17 protein-coding genes and 2 riboswitches are annotated in these 16,019 nt (G+C 66.0%); of the genes, 6 read left to right on the forward strand and 11 right to left on the reverse strand.

What is annotated here, in order from left to right:
- The 3 genes from RT662_RS06860 to RT662_RS06870 form a co-directional block, all read right to left on the reverse strand.
- Nucleotides 1-2,142: ABC transporter permease (locus RT662_RS06860; protein WP_313669968.1), on the reverse strand; the 2,142-nt coding region annotated here is incomplete at its 3' end.
- 20 nt (nt 2,143-2,162) lie between these two features.
- Nucleotides 2,163-2,861: a dienelactone hydrolase family protein gene (locus RT662_RS06865; RefSeq protein WP_313669969.1), complete on the reverse strand. Its 699-nt coding sequence runs from the start codon at nt 2,859-2,861 to the stop codon at nt 2,163-2,165.
- 12 nt (nt 2,862-2,873) lie between these two features.
- Nucleotides 2,874-3,578, reverse strand: a complete 705-nt coding sequence (locus tag RT662_RS06870) for an ATP-binding cassette domain-containing protein (RefSeq protein WP_313669970.1) — start codon at nt 3,576-3,578, stop codon at nt 2,874-2,876.
- Nucleotides 3,579-3,646: 68 nt separating this feature from the next.
- Between RT662_RS06870 and RT662_RS06875 the strand changes: the two genes are divergently transcribed.
- Both RT662_RS06875 and thpR read left to right on the forward strand, forming a co-directional pair.
- Nucleotides 3,647-4,261 (forward strand): arylesterase, encoded by a 615-nt coding sequence (locus RT662_RS06875; RefSeq protein WP_313669971.1) that lies wholly within the window; start codon nt 3,647-3,649, stop codon nt 4,259-4,261.
- A complete protein-coding gene (thpR, locus tag RT662_RS06880) occupies nt 4,261-4,776 on the forward strand; it encodes an RNA 2',3'-cyclic phosphodiesterase (RefSeq protein ID WP_313669994.1) in 516 nt (171 codons plus the stop codon). The genes RT662_RS06875 and thpR overlap by 1 nt, the downstream gene beginning before the upstream one ends.
- On the opposite strand, the gene gcvPB is transcribed toward thpR, so the two are convergent.
- The 6 genes from gcvPB to RT662_RS06910 form a co-directional block, all read right to left on the reverse strand.
- Nucleotides 4,773-6,335, reverse strand: a complete 1,563-nt coding sequence (gene gcvPB / locus RT662_RS06885) for an aminomethyl-transferring glycine dehydrogenase subunit GcvPB (RefSeq protein WP_409530142.1) — start codon at nt 6,333-6,335, stop codon at nt 4,773-4,775. The two genes, thpR and gcvPB, sit on opposite strands and share 4 nt — an antisense overlap.
- Entirely contained in the window at nt 6,335-7,702 is a 1,368-nt protein-coding gene (gene gcvPA / locus RT662_RS06890; protein WP_313669972.1) for an aminomethyl-transferring glycine dehydrogenase subunit GcvPA, read from the reverse strand. Before gcvPA ends, gcvPB begins: the two co-directional genes overlap by 1 nt.
- Before the next feature lie 5 nt (nt 7,703-7,707).
- Complete coding sequence (locus RT662_RS06895) at nt 7,708-8,478, reverse strand: methyltransferase domain-containing protein (RefSeq protein WP_313669973.1); 771 nt, start codon at nt 8,476-8,478, stop codon at nt 7,708-7,710.
- Nucleotides 8,479-8,850, reverse strand: a complete 372-nt coding sequence (gene gcvH, locus RT662_RS06900; RefSeq protein WP_303794541.1) for a glycine cleavage system protein GcvH — start codon at nt 8,848-8,850, stop codon at nt 8,479-8,481. It lies immediately after the preceding gene.
- A complete protein-coding gene (gene gcvT / locus RT662_RS06905; RefSeq protein ID WP_313669974.1) occupies nt 8,847-9,986 on the reverse strand; it encodes a glycine cleavage system aminomethyltransferase GcvT in 1,140 nt (379 codons plus the stop codon). The genes gcvH and gcvT overlap by 4 nt, the downstream gene beginning before the upstream one ends.
- A gap of 43 nt (nt 9,987-10,029) precedes the next feature.
- Nucleotides 10,030-10,137: riboswitch (glycine riboswitch) on the reverse strand.
- 1 nt (nt 10,138) lies between these two features.
- A riboswitch (glycine riboswitch) is annotated at nt 10,139-10,232 on the reverse strand.
- A 237-nt stretch (nt 10,233-10,469) separates the two neighbouring features.
- Entirely contained in the window at nt 10,470-11,117 is a 648-nt protein-coding gene (locus RT662_RS06910; protein ID WP_313669975.1) for a hypothetical protein, read from the reverse strand.
- Nucleotides 11,118-11,235: 118 nt separating this feature from the next.
- Here RT662_RS06910 and ispH point away from each other — a divergent pair, with 118 nt between their 5' ends.
- Genes ispH through RT662_RS06930 form a run of 4 tightly spaced genes read left to right on the forward strand, consistent with a single transcriptional unit; the run spans nt 11,236 to nt 15,088 of the window.
- Nucleotides 11,236-12,192 (forward strand): 4-hydroxy-3-methylbut-2-enyl diphosphate reductase, encoded by a 957-nt coding sequence (ispH, locus tag RT662_RS06915; RefSeq protein WP_313669996.1) that lies wholly within the window; start codon nt 11,236-11,238, stop codon nt 12,190-12,192.
- Nucleotides 12,193-12,208: 16 nt separating this feature from the next.
- Nucleotides 12,209-13,165 carry a homoserine kinase gene (gene thrB, locus RT662_RS06920; RefSeq protein WP_313669976.1) on the forward strand — a complete coding sequence of 319 codons (957 nt, stop codon included), beginning with the start codon at nt 12,209-12,211 and terminating at the stop codon, nt 13,163-13,165.
- Complete coding sequence (gene rnhA / locus RT662_RS06925; protein ID WP_313669977.1) at nt 13,158-13,637, forward strand: ribonuclease HI; 480 nt, start codon at nt 13,158-13,160, stop codon at nt 13,635-13,637. The genes thrB and rnhA overlap by 8 nt, the downstream gene beginning before the upstream one ends.
- A 41-nt stretch (nt 13,638-13,678) precedes the next feature.
- Nucleotides 13,679-15,088, forward strand: a complete 1,410-nt coding sequence (locus tag RT662_RS06930) for a BCD family MFS transporter (RefSeq protein WP_313669978.1) — start codon at nt 13,679-13,681, stop codon at nt 15,086-15,088.
- A gap of 214 nt (nt 15,089-15,302) precedes the next feature.
- On the opposite strand, the gene RT662_RS06935 is transcribed toward RT662_RS06930, so the two are convergent.
- Entirely contained in the window at nt 15,303-15,572 is a 270-nt protein-coding gene (locus RT662_RS06935; RefSeq protein WP_303780369.1) for a light-harvesting protein, read from the reverse strand.
- A gap of 17 nt (nt 15,573-15,589) precedes the next feature.
- Complete coding sequence (locus tag RT662_RS06940) at nt 15,590-15,742, reverse strand: light-harvesting protein (protein WP_303780368.1); 153 nt, start codon at nt 15,740-15,742, stop codon at nt 15,590-15,592.
- Between the last annotated feature and the right edge of the window lie 277 nt (nt 15,743-16,019).

Here is a 16,019-nt window from a genome sequence, read left to right on the forward strand (position 1 = left end):
CAGTGCGCCGACCAGCACGGCAATGCCCGCCGCAACGGTGACGCTGGCCGCCGCGCGGATGGCGGCGGAAAGCTGGCCCAGCAGCGTCTGCACCTGGCCGATCACATCCTTCACGCGCACCACGGAAGCGGTGGGGAACTGAGCCGAAAGCGCCCGGGCGACGGCACGTTCTTTGGTGGGGGCCACCTGCACGGTGGCCATCCAACCATGCGGGGCGGCTTCCAGTGCACCCGGAGCGAACAATATGGCGAAGTTGAAGCCCAGCGACTGCCAGTCGATCTTGCGCGTGTTGGCGATGCGGGCGGTGATGTCCACGCCCAGCACGGAGACGCTCAGCGTGTCGCCCACCTTCAGGCCCAGCGCCTGGGCGGCCTGATCATCAAGGCTGATCAACGGCGGGCCGCTATAATCGCGCGGCCACCATTTGCCGGAAACCAACGTGTTGGCCTCCGGGAAATCGGCCGCGTACGAAAGCCCGCGGTCGCCGCGCAGGATCCAGCCTTCGGCACCGGCCTTGATCTGCTGTGCCGGCACGCCGTTCACCGCCGTCACTGGGCCACGCAGGGACGGCACGATCACCGTGCGCGCACCGGGCGCCGTGCCCTGCACCAGCGCGGCAAAGGCGGCCTTTTGATCATTGGGGATATCGAGCACGAAGAAGCTGGGGGCCTTGGTGGGAATAGTGCGGTTGATCTGGCTGGCCAGATTGCCCTCGATCGTGGCCAGCGTGGCAAACAGGGTGAGACCAAGGCCGAGCGCCACCACCAGATTGCGCGTTGGCGCGCCGGGGCGATGCAGATTGGCCAGGGCGAGGCGCGCCAGCGTGCCCTTGGGCTTGGGCACCCGCGCCGCCAGCCACTTCACGCCAGCCGCCAGCGCCCACAGCACGGCGATCAGGCCGATGGCACCGGCCAGGAAGCCCATCACGAACAATTGTTCGTCCGCCAGCAGCACGACCAGCGCCAGCACGGAAATGCCGGCTGCCGCTATGATCGCCAATGTGGTGTTGTCAGGGCGGGCGCGTTTCTCGGTCAGGCTGCGCAGCAAGCGTGCGGCCGGCATCCCAGCGCCTTCCGCCAGTGGCCACAAGGCAAAGGCCAATGCGATGGCCAGGCCATAATAGGCCGCTTGGGCGAGCGCGCCCCATTGCAACCCGGTGGCCGGTGGCACCGGCAGGCTGGCGGCCGCCAGCTGCGCCACTGCACCAGGCGTCGCCGCGCCGATGGCCAGCCCGATCAGCACCGCGCCGCTCGACACCAGCGCGAGTTGCCACAGATAGACGGCGCGCACGGTGGCCGAATCGGCCCCCAGCACTTTCAGCGTGGCGATGGTGCGGGTGCGGGCGCCAAGATAGGCGGAAACACCGCCCGCCACGCCGACGCCGGCCACCACCAGCGCCGTGAGGCCAACCAGGCTGAGAAACTGGCCCAACTGGTTGACGAAATTGCGGGTACCGGGCGCGCCGTTGCTGCGATCGCGCACGCGGCCACCATCACCGGCCACGGCCTCCAGCCGCTCGCGCGCGGCGTCGACGGAAACGCCGGGTTTCAGCTTCACCCGCAATTCGCTGGTGTAAAGGCTGCCCAGAGAGATGAGTTCGGCCCGTTCCAGATCCTTCACGTTCACCACCAGGCCAGGGCCGAAGCCAAAGCCATCGCCAGCGCGATCTGGCTCTTCCACCAGCGTGCCGGCATAGGTGAGCGTGGCCTGCCCCAGTTGCAGCCGGTCACCGGGCTTCAGGCCCAGCTTGTCGGCCAGCACCGGCTGGGCGGCGGCCATGCCGGGGCCAACGCGCCCGCCGCCTTCCAGCACCACCCGGCCGTAGTGCGGCCAGGTTGCATCAACTGCCTTCACTTCGGCGAGAACGGAATCGCCGCCATCGCCGCGGCTGACCATGCCGCGCAGTTTCACCACGTCGCCCACGGTGCCGAGTGCGGCAGCGGCAGCCCGCTGTTCCGGCGTGGGGTTTCGTCCCGAAACGCGCAGCGCCACATCGCCGCCCATCAGAAACTGGCCGCGTTCGGCCAGTCCGGCATTGATGGCGCTGGCGAGACTGCCGACCCCAGCGAGCGCGGCGACGCCGAGCACTAGGCATACGGCCAGGATGCGCAGGCCAGCCAGGCCGCCGCGCAATTCCCGCAAGGCAAGGCGAAGGGCGAGACTCAGAGGGTTTCAGCCAGCAAACCGGTCATCGCGGCCCAACTGCGCTTGTCGGCCGCCGGATTGTACATTGCGGTGCCGGGCGCGTTGGCGTGCTCGTTGGTGAAGCTGTGATAGGTGCCGCCATAGGCGTGGATCTGCCAATCAGCGCCGGCCGCGGTCATTTCGGCCGCGAGCGCGTGGTGATCCTGCGGCGGCGTGTATGGGTCTTCCCAGCCGTGCAGCGCCATCACCTTGGCGGTGATCGGCCCGGAGGCACCAAGGCCCGGATTGTAGATGCCGTGGAAGCTGACCGCCGCCTTGACACGCGGATCGCAGGCGCGGGCGACGTCGAGCGCGCACAAGCCGCCGAAGCAATAGCCGATGATCGCCATGCGATTGGCGTCGACCTTGCCGAGTGCGGCAGCGGCATCGACAGCGGCGAGCAGGCGCTGGCGCAGCGCAGCACGATCACCCACCCACGGGCCCATCAACCCGCTGTTATCGCCGGCAGGATCGCCGCGGCGACCCTTGCCATACACATCGATGGCCATGGCCGCGTAACCAAGCGCGGCGAGCTTGTCGGCCACAGCGTTGTCCCACGCGGTTTGCCCCACCCAGTTCGGCGCGATCAGCACGCAGGGGAACGGGCCATCGCCGGCCGGCAGCGCCAGATAGGCTTCCAGTTCGTCGGTACCGTCGAAATAGCTGAACAATGTCATGGTCTTTTCCCCTTATTCGGCGGCTTGCGCCAGATTCATCCGGTCATCCACGATCAGCCCGTCGCGCATGGTGATGATGCGATCACACAGCGGCGCCAGATCGGCATCATGGGTGATCAGCACCAGCGTCGCGCCGGTTTCGGTGAGCCGACCGAACAGCAGTTCGATGATCGCGGCACCCGTGGCGGCATCCAGATTGCCGGTCGGTTCATCGGCAAAGATCAGCGCCGGGCGGCCGACGAGGGCGCGGGCAATGGCGACGCGCTGCTGCTCCCCGCCGGAAAGCTGGGTGGGATAGTGGTGGAGGCGATGACCGAGGCCCACCGCTTCCAATTCGGCCTTGGCACGGGCCTGCACGTCAGTCTCGCCGGCCAGTTCCAGCGGCACCGCAACGTTTTCGAGCGCGGTCATGGTGGGGATCAGGTGGAAGGCCTGCAGCACGATGCCGATGCGGCCGCGGCGAGCGCGGGCCAGGCCATCTTCGTCCATGGTGGTGAATTCGGCGCCGGCCACGCGCACGCTGCCGCTGCTCGCCCGTTCCATGCCGGAGAGGACAGCCATTGCCGAGGATTTGCCGGAGCCCGACGGCCCGAGGATGGCAATGCGCTGGCCGGCCGGCACATCCAGCGTCAACCCGCGCAGCACATCAACTGCGGCATCGCCGCTGCCCAGCCGCAGGGTGACATCGCGGGCTTCAATCACCATATGGCTGTTCATCCGCGTCCCGCTTGGCTGAAAGGATTCGAGTCTTGCCCGAATTAGGTGTTCGCAGTGCGTTTTACCAGATGGCGTTGCTGTTTGGCGCGCTGTTCATGTCGCAGGCAGTACTGGCACGGCCGCTGGTGGTGCTGGCCTATGGCGACAGCTTGACGGCCGGCTATCAACTGCCGCCCGGCCAGGGCTTTGCCCCGCAACTGGAAAAAGCCTTGAAGGCAAAAGGCCGCGACGTGACCGTGGTCGGCGCCGGCGTGTCGGGCGATACCAGCACGCAGGGGCGCGCGCGGGTGAACTGGGTGCTGGCCGGCATGAAGCAGAAACCGGATCTGGTGGTGCTGGAATTGGGCGCCAACGACATGCTGCGCGGGCAGCCGCCGAAGACGGCGCGCGCGAATCTCGATGCGATGGTGAAGGCGTTCAAGGCCAAGGGCGCGCGTGTGCTGGTCGCCGGGATGCGGGCCAATCCCACCCTGGGCAAGGCCTATGTGACGGAATTTGAAACCATGTTCCCGGCGGTGGCCAAGGCCAACGGCGTTTCGCTCTATCCCTTCTTCCTGGATGGCGTCGCCGCGCAGCCCGGCCTGCAGCTGGCCGATGGCATGCACCCCAACGGCAAGGGCGTTCAGGTGATGGTGAAGCGCATCCTGCCGGCGGTGGAACGGGAACTTGCGCTGATCAAGTGATGCGGCTGTTCGTCGGCCTCGATCTGCAGGAGAGCATCAAGACGGCCCTGCTGGCCAGCATGGGCGGTGTCGCTGATGCGCGCTGGCAAACGGCCGCACAGCTCCACCTCACCCTGCGCTTCATCGGCGACGTGGATCGCCATACTGCCGCCGACATTGCTGCGGCGCTGGGCCGGGTGAATGTGCGGCCGTTCGTGGCTGAACTCGGCGATCCCGGCCTGTTCGAACATCGTGGCCGCATCGACACGCTGTGGGTCGGCGTGCGCCCGGCCGAGGCGATGGAACGGCTGGCGAAATCCATCAACGCCGCGCTGGCAAGCGTCGGTCTGCCGCCGGAAAGCCGTGCCTTCCTGCCCCACATCACGGTGGCGCGCGGCCGCAGCATGATCGGCGCGACCCTCTGGCCGCAGTCGCCCATCCCCCGTCTCACTTGGCCGGTGGACGGTTTTGCCCTGTTCGAAAGCCGCATGGGCAAGGATGGCAGCGATTATGCCATCCTTGCCCGCTGGAATTAGGCCGCCTCGCTGTCCTTGAAGGCCAGCACCGGCTTGCGTGCAGCCAACGTTTCGTCGAGCCGGCGGCGCGGCGCGAAGTGCGGGGCACTGCGCCAGGCATCCGGATCGGCCAGCATCTGCGTTGCCACATGGCGCATCGCGCCGATCAGCTGATCAAGATTGGCCTTGCTCTCCGTCTCGGTCGGTTCGACCAGCATCGCGCCGTGGACGACGAGCGGGAAATACATGGTCATCGGGTGGAAGCCTTCGTCGATCAGCGCCTTGGCCAGATCGATGGTCGAAAGGCCGGTGCCCTCCAGGAAGTCATCCGAGAACAGGGCTTCATGCATGCACGGGCCGCTCTCCGCGAATGGCGCCGTGTAGAGGTCCTTCAGGCTGGCAAGGATGTAATTGGCATTGAGCACCGCATCCTCCGCGACCTGGCGCAGGCCATCGGCACCGTGGCTCATCATGTAGCTGAGCGCGCGGACAAACATGCCCATCTGGCCGTGGAAGGCGACCATGCGGCCAAAGCTGTCGGCAGCGTGGGTGCCGGCGGTGTCCTCCTCGACCAGTTCCAGGCCATTGGCCGTCCGCCGCACAAACGGGATCGGCGCGAACGGGGCGAGCGCGGCCGACAGCACGACCGGGCCCGAACCCGGCCCGCCGCCACCGTGCGGGGTGGAGAAGGTCTTGTGCAGGTTGATGTGCATGGCATCCACGCCCAGATCGCCGGGGCGCACGCGGCCGACGATGGCGTTGAAGTTGGCGCCGTCGCAATAGACATAGCCGCCCACGGCATGCACCGCATCGGAAATGGTCTTCAGATCAGGCTCGAACAGGCCGCAGGTGTTGGGATTGGTGATCATCACCGCCGCCACATCCGGGCCAAGCCGGGCGAGCATGGCATCCAGATCAACGCGGCCGCGGGCGTTGGCGGGGATGTTTTCCACCGTGAACCCGCAGAAGGCTGCGGTCGCCGGGTTGGTGCCGTGCGCCGATTCCGGCACCAGCACGACGCGGCGTTCATCACCGCGCGCATCGAGCGCAGCGCGGATCGCCAGCATGCCGCAAAGCTCGCCGTGGGCGCCAGCCTTGGGGCTCATGGCGACGGCCGGCATGCCGGTCAGCTTCATCAGCCAATCGGCGAGCACGTCGATCAGTTCCAACGCGCCTTGCACGGTGGATTGCGGCTGCAGCGGGTGAATATCGGCAAAGCCGGGCAGCCGTGCCATCTTCTCGTTCAAACGCGGGTTGTGCTTCATCGTGCACGAACCCAGCGGGAAGATGCCCAGATCGATGGCATAATTCTGCCGCGACAGGCGAGTGTAGTGGCGCACGGCTTCCGGCTCGGAAAAGCCCGGCAGGCCGATCACGGCATCGCGGCTGAGGCCGGCAAGGCGATCCGGCACTGGCGGCACCGGCGGCAGATCGACCCCCGAGGTATCGAGCGAACCGCGCTCGAACAGCAGCGGTTCTTCCAGCATCAGTGCGCGGTTGCCGGTGAAGGTTTCGACCGCCGCGCCGGTGCCGGCGACCAGACGGGTGGGACGGCCCACATTGTTCATTTCGGTGCTCATTACGCCATCACCTCATCCAGCGCGTCTTCATACGCGTCAAAATCCTCGTCGGTCGCGGTTTCGGTCACCGCCACGATCATGCCGTTGGCCAGCGCCTTTTCGCCCGGCCACAACCGGCCCAGCGACACACCGCCGAGCACGCCCTTTTCGGCAAGCTTGCGCACGACAGGGCGGGCTTCCCGACCGAGATCCAGCGTGAACTCGTTGAAGAACGGGCCATTCAGCAGCGTCACGCCCGGCACGCGGCCCAGCCGATCAGCCAGCTGCACGGCGCGGGCGTGATTGAGGGCAGCCAGATGGCGCAGGCCCTTTTCGCCCAGCAGCGACAGATGCGCCGAGAAGGCCAGCGCGATCAGGCCGGAGTTGGTGCAGATGTTGCTGGTCGCCTTCTCGCGGCGGATATGCTGTTCGCGAGTGGACAGAGTCAGCACGAAACCACGCTTGCCGCTGGCGTCCACGGTTTCGCCGCACAGCCGGCCCGGCGCCTGGCGCACATGCTTTTCGCGGCAGGCGAACAGGCCAAGGTACGGCCCGCCGAACAGCAGCCCGGCACCGAGCGACTGGCCTTCGCCGACCACGATATCGGCGCCCATTTCGCCCGGCGACTTGATGGCACCCAGCGAGACAATTTCGGTGACCACCACGATCAGCAGCGCGCCGGCCTTGTGGCAGGCATCGGCCAGCGGAGTGAGATCGGCGATATGGCCAAACAGATTGGGGTTCTGCACGACAACGCAACTGGTGTCGGCATCAATGCTGGTGATCAGCGACGACAAGTCATCGCCGGGTGCGCCCTTGGTGAAGCTCGGCACGCCGGCTTCCACCAGATCGCCGGTGAAGCGGGTGAGTGTCTTCAACACCGAGGTATAGTGCGGATGGACGCCGGCCGACACGATGCACTTGTTCTTGCGCGTGATGCGCCGCGCCATGAACACTGCTTCGGTCATCGCGGTGGAGCCATCGTACATGGAAGCGTTGGCCACTTCCATGCCGGTGAGCCGCGCCACCTGGGTCTGGAATTCGAACAAGACCTGCAGGGTCCCTTGCGCGATTTCCGGCTGATAGGGCGTGTAGGCGGTGAGGAACTCGCCGCGCTGGATCACCATGTCGACACTGGCCGGCACGTGATGCTTGTAGGCGCCGCAGCCGACAAAGAAGGGCGTGGTGCTGGCGGTCTTGTTCTTGCCCGCCATCTTCACCAGCGCGCGCTCCACCGCCATTTCGCTGGCGTGGTTCGGCAGGCCGGCGATGGGGCCATCCAGCACGGCTTCGGCCGGCACGTCCTGAAACAGATCGTCGACGCTGGCGGCACCGATGGTGGCCAGCATGGCTGAACGGTCAGCCGTGGAAAGGGGCAGATAACGCAAGGGGCTTACTCCGGCAGGTGGGCGGAAAAACGGATGCGGACATAATCGGCGATCCACTGGCCATCGGCGGCTTGCAGCGCCGGGACGAGAAGAGCGACGGTTTCGGTGATGATCTGGTCTTGTTGGTCTTCAGGCACACCGGCGGCGTCGATGAAGCCGCCGCGGAAGGTTTCGAGCCAGCCGGCCATGCCGCTTTCCGGCAGGGGCGTCGGGCGCGGGATGATGGCGCAGGTTTCAACCACGAAGCCGCCACGTTCCAGAACGGCGCGAAAGGCTTCGGCGGTAGGATAGTAGCTGGTCTCGCTGCCAGCGGCCGGGAAGCCGTGACGGGCGAGCACGGCAATCAGCGCGGTGCGGATAGCGGCGATATTGGCGTGGCCGCCGAATTCGCCGACATAACGCCCGCCAGGTTTCAGCGCGCGTTTTACGCCCGCCGTGACGACGTCGGGCTGGCCGACCCAGTGCAGGGCAGCGTTGGTGAAGACGGCGTCGAATTCGGCATCGAAATCGAGCGCGCGTGCATCCCCAAGCCGGGCATCAATGCCCTTGGTGTGCGCCGCCGCCACCATCGCCGGATCGGCATCGACACCGACCACGCTGCAGCCGGCAGCGATCAACTTCTGCGTCAGCACGCCGTCGCCGCAGCCCAGATCGAGCACGCGCTCGCCCGGCTGCGGTGCCAACAGGTCAAGCACCGCCGCACCCAGCGCCGGCACGAAGGCGGCGTGGGTCGCATAGAGGGACGGATCCCAACGCGTGGCGGTGCCTGTGGTCACTTACAGGCTGGCGACGAAGGCGTCGTAAGCGGCCTTGTCCATCAGGCCATCCAGTTCCGACGCGTCGGACAGGGTGAGCTTGAAGAACCAGCCTTCGGCTTCCGGCGCGCTGTTGACCAGCGACGGATCGTCGGCCAGCGCCGGATTGGACTCGGTGACGGTGCCCGACACCGGAGCATAGACGTCAGACGCGGCCTTCACCGATTCAACCACGGCGGCTTCCCCGCCCTTGGTCACGGCACGGCCTGAATCGGGCAGATCGACGAACACCACGTCGCCCAGCTGGCCTTGCGCATAATCGGTGATGCCAACGGTGGCCTCACCGCCAGCAACGTCGATCCATTCATGATCCTGCGTGTAAAGACGGCTCATTTCTTGTCCCCTTCCCGAACATAATTTTTCTGTTTGAACGGCATCGGCACCACGGTGGCCGCGATCCGCTTGCCCCGCACTTCGATCTCGAGCGCGGTGCCATCAGCACTGAACGCGGTCGCCACATAAGCCATCGCAATCGGCACGTTAAGGCTGGGCGCGAACCCGCCCGATGTCAGCACGCCCACCTGTTCGCTGCCAACCCACACCGTCGCGCCTTCACGCGCCGGCATGCGGCCTTCGACGTTGAGGCCCACGCGCTTGCGGGCGGCGCCGTTAAACAGTTGATCGAGCACACGTTCTGCACCCGGAAAGCCGCCTTCCGCCTTGCGGCGCTTGGAAATGGCAAAGCTCAGATCCGCCTCCACCGGCGTGGTTTCCGGGTCGAGATCATGGCCATAGAGCGGCAAGCCAGCTTCAAGCCGCAGCGAATCGCGGGCGCCCAGACCGATCGGCTTCACCTCGGCGTGGGCCAGCAATGCCTCGGCCAGCGCTTCAGCATGTTCGGATGGCACCGAAATCTCGTAGCCATCCTCGCCGGTGTAGCCCGAGCGGGTGATGCCGAGCAGCACGCCGTTCCACAGCCAGCGCGCGCCGGCCATGAACTTCAGATCAGCAAACGCCGGCTGGTCCGCAGACTCGGGAGTGAGGTCGAATCGACTCATCACCGTCACCGCCTGCGGGCCCTGCAGCGCGAGCAGCGCGTGATCTTCCATGTGGTGCAACGTGATGCCAGCCGGCAGCCGCGCAGCCATGTGGGCGATGTCGCCATGCTTGGTGGCACCGTTGACGACGAGATAGAAATTGCGGCCGGTGTTGGTGACCATCAGGTCATCCAGGATGCCGCCATTGTCCGCAAGCAGCAGCGAATAGCGCACGCGGTGGGGCTGCAGTGCCTTGAAGTCACCGGGGGCCAGGCTTTCCAGCCACGCGGCCGCGCCATCCCCTTCCACCAACAGCTGGCCCATGTGCGAAACATCGAACAGGCCGGCATGCTCGCGCGTCCACAGATGCTCGGCGATGATGCCGTCAAACTGGATCGGCATGGCATAGCCAGCAAAAGACACCATGCGCGCGCCCAGGCGGCGGTGCAGCGCATCCAAAGGCAGTGTTTTCAGATCGGCATCATCAGCCATACGGCCCCCGGCAACAGTCACGGTTCAGCCTTGTGCCAAACCTGGTTCCCCCACTGTCGCCAGACCTGAGAGCTTTGACCGGACAATGTCCGGCTTACCCCTTCGGTGGGGTGAAGGCGTGAGCCCGCACCCGCTTTCCAGAGTGTCGCTAATACGCCGGCGCGGTCCTTTTGCCTGAGAGATTCCGGGGGCGGCTTGCTCCTTCGGCGGTGAAACTTGCGCTTCACACTCTCCCGCGCGCGGCGCCGGAGTTGCCCCCGGCGACGAACGCCGATTGAGCGAAGCGGCTTGCAGAGTCAACTGCCCGAATGACCACCACGATGCCGCAACTGCGTTGGCCCGCAGCCGTAGCTACAGGGCATGATTGCCAAACGCCTGCAACTGATTGTTCTGCTGATCGGCCTTGCCCTGGCGTTGACCTTCAACCGCGCCGAAAACGCGCCGCCAACAGCGGTACACGCTGAATCGCTGCCCTGAAGCGGCTTACTTGGCGATGTTGTAGGCCAGCGCGCGATCGTCGAGCTGGAAGCCGAGCAGCACTTCAAAGCTGGCAGCGCGCAGGGCAGCCTTCACTTCGGGATCGGCCATCGGATCAGTGGCGGCATCCAGTTCGCCCGGACGGCGCTTGCGATTGATCTTGTCGAGAATGGCCTGCGGCACGGCAGCTGCCGTGCGCGATACGCCGGCCGAGGCCGTGCCCTGCGCCACGGCGCGTTCCTGGCCGGCGGCGAAATTCACCGTCACCTGGGAAATCTGCTTTGCGTTGACGATGTTGCCAGCCTGCACCACGGCCGCAAACACCGGCAGCACGAACTGACGGGCTTGTGCTGCGTCGGTGCGCCGCACGATCACGTCATAGGTGATGCGCGACACGAATTGATCGGCCGTTTCGGCGCATTCATCGCGCACATTGGTGATGGTCGCCACGGCATCCATGTTGGCCGCATCGGCAACAGCGCCCGCTGCGCCCGGCCGGAACAACGTCATGTCGCCGGCATAGGCCGCCACCGCCACCGCCGGGCACGAGGAGCGCCGCACCACCAGCGGATTGCGGTCGCAGGCGGCCAGCAGCAGCGCCGGTACGACAACGGCGGCCAGGGTGACGGAACGGCGAAGAGCGGGACGCATCATGCCCCTCTCCTATGGGGCAAAAGGCGTCACGGCAAGCGTCAACAAACTGTGGCGCGGGCCGGGCCAATCGCGTATCAGCCGGGCCATGAGCAACGTCGCCCCCGCCATGGACAGCGCCATGGATTTTGTTCCCGCCGAACTGCCGGCCCTGAACGTGCTGGTTGCCGCCCCGCGCGGCTTTTGCGCCGGCGTGGATCGCGCCATCCATATCGTTGAACTCGCGCTTGAACGTTGGGGCGCGCCGGTTTTCGTGCGTCATGAAATCGTCCACAACAAGTTCGTGGTCGACAGCCTGAAGGCCAAGGGCGCCATCTTTGTCGAGGAACTCGATGAAGTTCCCGATGGCGTGCCGGTGGTGTTTTCCGCCCATGGCGTGCCCAAGGCCGTGCCCGCCGAGGCCGAAGAGCGCGGGCTGACCTATGTGGATGCCACCTGTCCGCTGGTTTCAAAGGTGCATCGTCAGGCCGAACGGCTGGTCGCCGGCGGCTGCCACATCCTGTTCATCGGCCACCAGGGCCATCCGGAAGTGATCGGCACCTTTGGCCAGGTCCCAGATGGCGCCATGACCCTGATTGAAACACTGGAAGACGCGCAGACCGTGCAGCCGCCGGGCAGCGGCAAGCTCGGTTTCCTCACCCAGACGACGCTGAGCGTGGACGATACCTCGGACATGGTGGCCGAACTGAAGCGGCGCTTCCCGGAGATCGAAGGACCGCGCGGCGATGACATCTGCTATGCCACATCCAACCGCCAGGCCGCGGTGAAGGCAATGGCACCGCGCTGTGATCTGGTGCTGGTGATTGGCGCGGCCAACAGCAGCAACAGCCAGCGTCTGCGCGAAGTGGCCGAACGCGAAGGCGCGCGCAGCTGGCTGATCCAGCGCGCGGCCGAAATTGATTGGGCCTGGTTCGATGGTGTGTCCACGGTCGGGCTCACCGCCGGCGCTTCGGCCCCGGAAGTGCTGGTGCAGGAAGTGCTGGCCGCGATGAACGAACGCTTTGCCGTCAGCACCGAAAACATCACCACGGCGGTGGAAGAAGTGGTGTTCAAGCTGCCGCGTTCGCTGACCGCCTGATCCGACGGCGCTGGCGATGGCCGTCTACACCCCGGTCAGCGCCGATGATCTGACGGCCTTTCTGGCCAGCTTTGATGTCGGCGCTGCTGTCAGCTTCAAGGGCATCGCCGAGGGCGTTGAAAACAGCAATTTTCTGCTCGAAACCACACGCGGGCGCTTCATCCTGACGCTTTATGAAAAGCGCGTCGATGCCGGCGATCTGCCCTGGTTCCTGGCATTGATGGGCCATCTCGCGGCCAAGGGCCTGCCCGTGCCCGGCCCGGTCGCCGATGCCCGCGGCCAGGTGCTGCAGGTGTTGAACGGCCGCCCGGCCTGCCTGATCGAATTCCTGCCCGGAGTGAGCGTCACCGAAGCCACGCCGGAGGCCGCCCGCGAGGTAGGCGCGGCGCTGGGCCGGATGCACAAGGCACTGGCCGATTTCACCGCGCCGCGTCCCAACGCGCTTGGCCCCGCCGCGTGGCCGCCGCTTGCCGCCCGCTGCAACGGCCGGCTGAGCGAGATTGATGCCGCGCTGCCCGATGCCGTGGCCCGTGGGCTGGCCGCAGCGGCCGCCTGGCCCGCCGGCCTGCCGCAATCGACCATCCATGCCGATCTGTTTCCCGATAATGTGCTGATGCTGGAAGGGCGCGTCACGGGCCTGATCGATTTCTATTTCGCCTGCACTGATGCCCGCGCTTATGATGTCGCCATCACCCACGCCGCCTGGTGCTTCTCAGCCGATGGCCGGCAGTTCTTCCCCGAACGCGCCGCCGGCCTGATGAGCGGCTATCTGGCCGAAGTCGGGCTCACGGCTGCCGAGCTGGCTGCCCTGCCCCGGCTGGCGGCGGGCGCCGCGCTGCGCTTCACGCTCACCCGCGCCTTCGATTGGCTCAACACGCCGGCCGATGCGCTGGTCACCCGCAAGGATCCGATGGCCTTTGCCCGCCGCCTGACCTGGTATCTGGCGGCGACACCGGAGATGATGGGTGGCTGATGACGGCCCGGCGCGCCCGCGCGTCGCGATCTTCACCGATGGCGCCTGCAAGGGCAATCCCGGCCCCGGCGGCTGGGGCGCCATCCTGCGTTCGGGCGCCAAGGAACGGGAACTGAACGGCGCTGAGCCCCACACCACCAACAACCGCATGGAATTGCAGGCGGCGATTTCGGCCCTGAACGCCCTCACCCGGCCCTGCGAGGTCGATCTCACCACCGACAGTGTCTATGTGCGCGACGGCATTTCGAAATGGGTGCACGGCTGGCAGAAGAACGGCTGGAAAACCGCCGACAAGAAACCGGTGAAGAACGACGATCTGTGGCAGGCCCTGCTTGCTGCCGCCCGCCCGCATGTCGTGCGCTGGCACTGGGTGAAGGGCCACGCCGGCCACCCGGAGAACGAACGCGCCGATGAACTGGCCAACGAAGCCATTGTGGCAATGAAGGAAGGCCGGCACGCAGGTCGTCATTGAGACCATTGCCAACGGCTCCGCAATCCGCTTTGAGGCTGACCATGGCTTCTGAACCCACCGCAAAGGGCATCAACGCCCGCCTCACCAAGGTCTGGATGACCTGGGGTGCCCAATTCCTGCCGTTTGCCGATGTCGCCAGCCCGGAATTGCCGCTGTCGCGCCTGCTGCGCCTGTCGCTCATTCAGGTCAGCGTGGGGATGAGCCTGGTGCTGCTGGTTGGCACGCTGAATCGCGTGATGATCGTTGAACTCGGCGTGCCGGCGACGCTGGTGGGCGTGATGCTGGCGCTGCCGCTGCTGGCCGCGCCGTTTCGGGCGCTCATTGGCCACAAATCGGATACGCACAAATCGGCGCTGGGTTGGCGACGGGTACCCTATATCTACATCGGCACGATGGTGCAGTTCGGCGGCCTCGCCATCATGCCGTTTGCGCTGCTGGTGCTGGCCGGCGCCCAGGAAGCCTATGATGAACGCATCTGGCTGGGCCAGCCGGCCGCGGCATTGGCCTTCCTGCTGGTCGGCGCCGGCATCCATACAACGCAGACCGTCGGCCTCGCCCTCGCCACTGATCTTACCAAGCCCGAACAGCAGCCCAATGTCGTTGGCCTGATGTATGTCATGCTGCTGCTTGGCTCCATCGCGGCGTCCCTGTTCTTCGGCTGGGCGCTGGAGGATTTCAGCAACGGCCGCCTGATCCAGGTGATCCAGGGCAGCGCCGTTGTCACCATCTTCCTGAATTTCATCGCGCTGTGGAAACAGGAAGCCCGCGTGCCCCATTACATGCGCACCGAACCGGCCACGCCCGACCCGACGTTCCGCCAAAGCTGGGACCTGTTCGTGGGCAAGGAAAAGACGCTGCTGCGCCTGATCGCGGTCGGGTTGGGCACGCTGGCCTTTTCCATGTCGGATATCGTGCTGGAACCTTATGGCGGCGAAGTGCTGAAACTGGGCGTGGGCACCACCACGCTGCTCAGCGCCATCATGGCCTTCGGCAGCCTGATGGGCTTTGCCTATGCCTCCTACATCCTCAGCCTGGGTGCCGATCCGTTCCGCATGGCCAGCCTGGGCGCCGTCATCGGCCTGCCCGCCTATGGCCTGATCATCATGGCCGCCGGATCCGACACGCCGGAACTGTTCACGCTGGGCGTGCTGCTGGCTGGGATCGGCACTGGCCTGTTCGGCCATGGCACGCTCACCGCCACGATGCGGCTGGCGCCAACGGGCCAGATTGGCATCGCCATGGGGGCCTGGGGCGCGGTGCAGGCCACCAGCCAGGGCATCGGTGCCACCATCGGCGGCGTCATGCGCGATGCGGCCCGCGGCTTGTCGCTGGGGCTTGATGTGCCGGCGGCGGCCAACGGCTATGTGCTGATCTTCGCTCTTGAGCTTGCGCTGATGGCCGCCACGCTGGCAGCGATGTGGCCGTTGTTGAACCACGACACCCGGGATTGAAGCGGGGCCACGACGCGGCTTCGGCATGGGCTGCGCTTCATCTGCCTCAAGCTGAAGAAGCGCTCGGCGCGAAACTGCCGCAGATCACGCAAGCGCTAGCCTAGTAGCGGAACTGAGCCGCCGGCCCGTGCCGCCGCTTCACAACGAAAAAGGCCGGCATCCCCGTGGGGACACCGGCCCGTTTCAGTCTGCCCGGCGAGGCCGGGGCAAAGACTTACTTGGCAGCTTCAGCCGGAGCGGCTTCGGCCGGAGCGGCTTCAGCAGCCGGCGCCATGGCGTCGGCAGCCGGAGCAGCGGCTTCGGCAGCCGGCGCGGCCATTTCCGCGGCCGGAGCAGCAGCAGCGCCCTGCCAGAAATCGGCGAACCAAGTGGTGTTCGTGAGGATGGAAGCATGCACGAGCAGCGAGGCGGCAACAAAGCCGACGAACAGCAGCGGGATGCCAACGGACGGGCTGACGTAGAGCCAGATACGACCTTCATTCATGTGTCAGTCTCCCTTGCTCACTTCATCCACGGCGTCAAAGCGAACGCCAGGATATGCGCCAGAACGGCAATTGCACCATAGATACGGGTGCCCCACTTGAGGCCCTCGTTGATCTCGGTAGCTTCAGCTTCGGTCAGCCCGGTCGGGTAGACCTTGGTATTGTCAGCCATGTTATACTCCTCTCCCATTCGGGAAAATCGCTGGGCACTCTGCGCCCACGGCCTCCCCGCCTGTTTGCCGGAATGGGCAACGAGCACGTGCGACCCAGTCCCTGCTGCAGCCTCCCATCAACGGGCCGATCCGTGACAGATCGCGACAGGACGTCGCAGCAGAATCACCCCTTACCCAAACTGTCGCATGTGTCAATCTGCCGCCGTATCACTACCTAGCACCACGGTAACGCTGCTGCAGCGCAGCATCCAAGGATGCCGCAGCGCAGCATGCAGG

The organism is Sandarakinorhabdus sp. (assembly GCF_032115815.1).
Lineage (GTDB): Bacteria > Pseudomonadota > Alphaproteobacteria > Sphingomonadales > Sphingomonadaceae > Sandarakinorhabdus.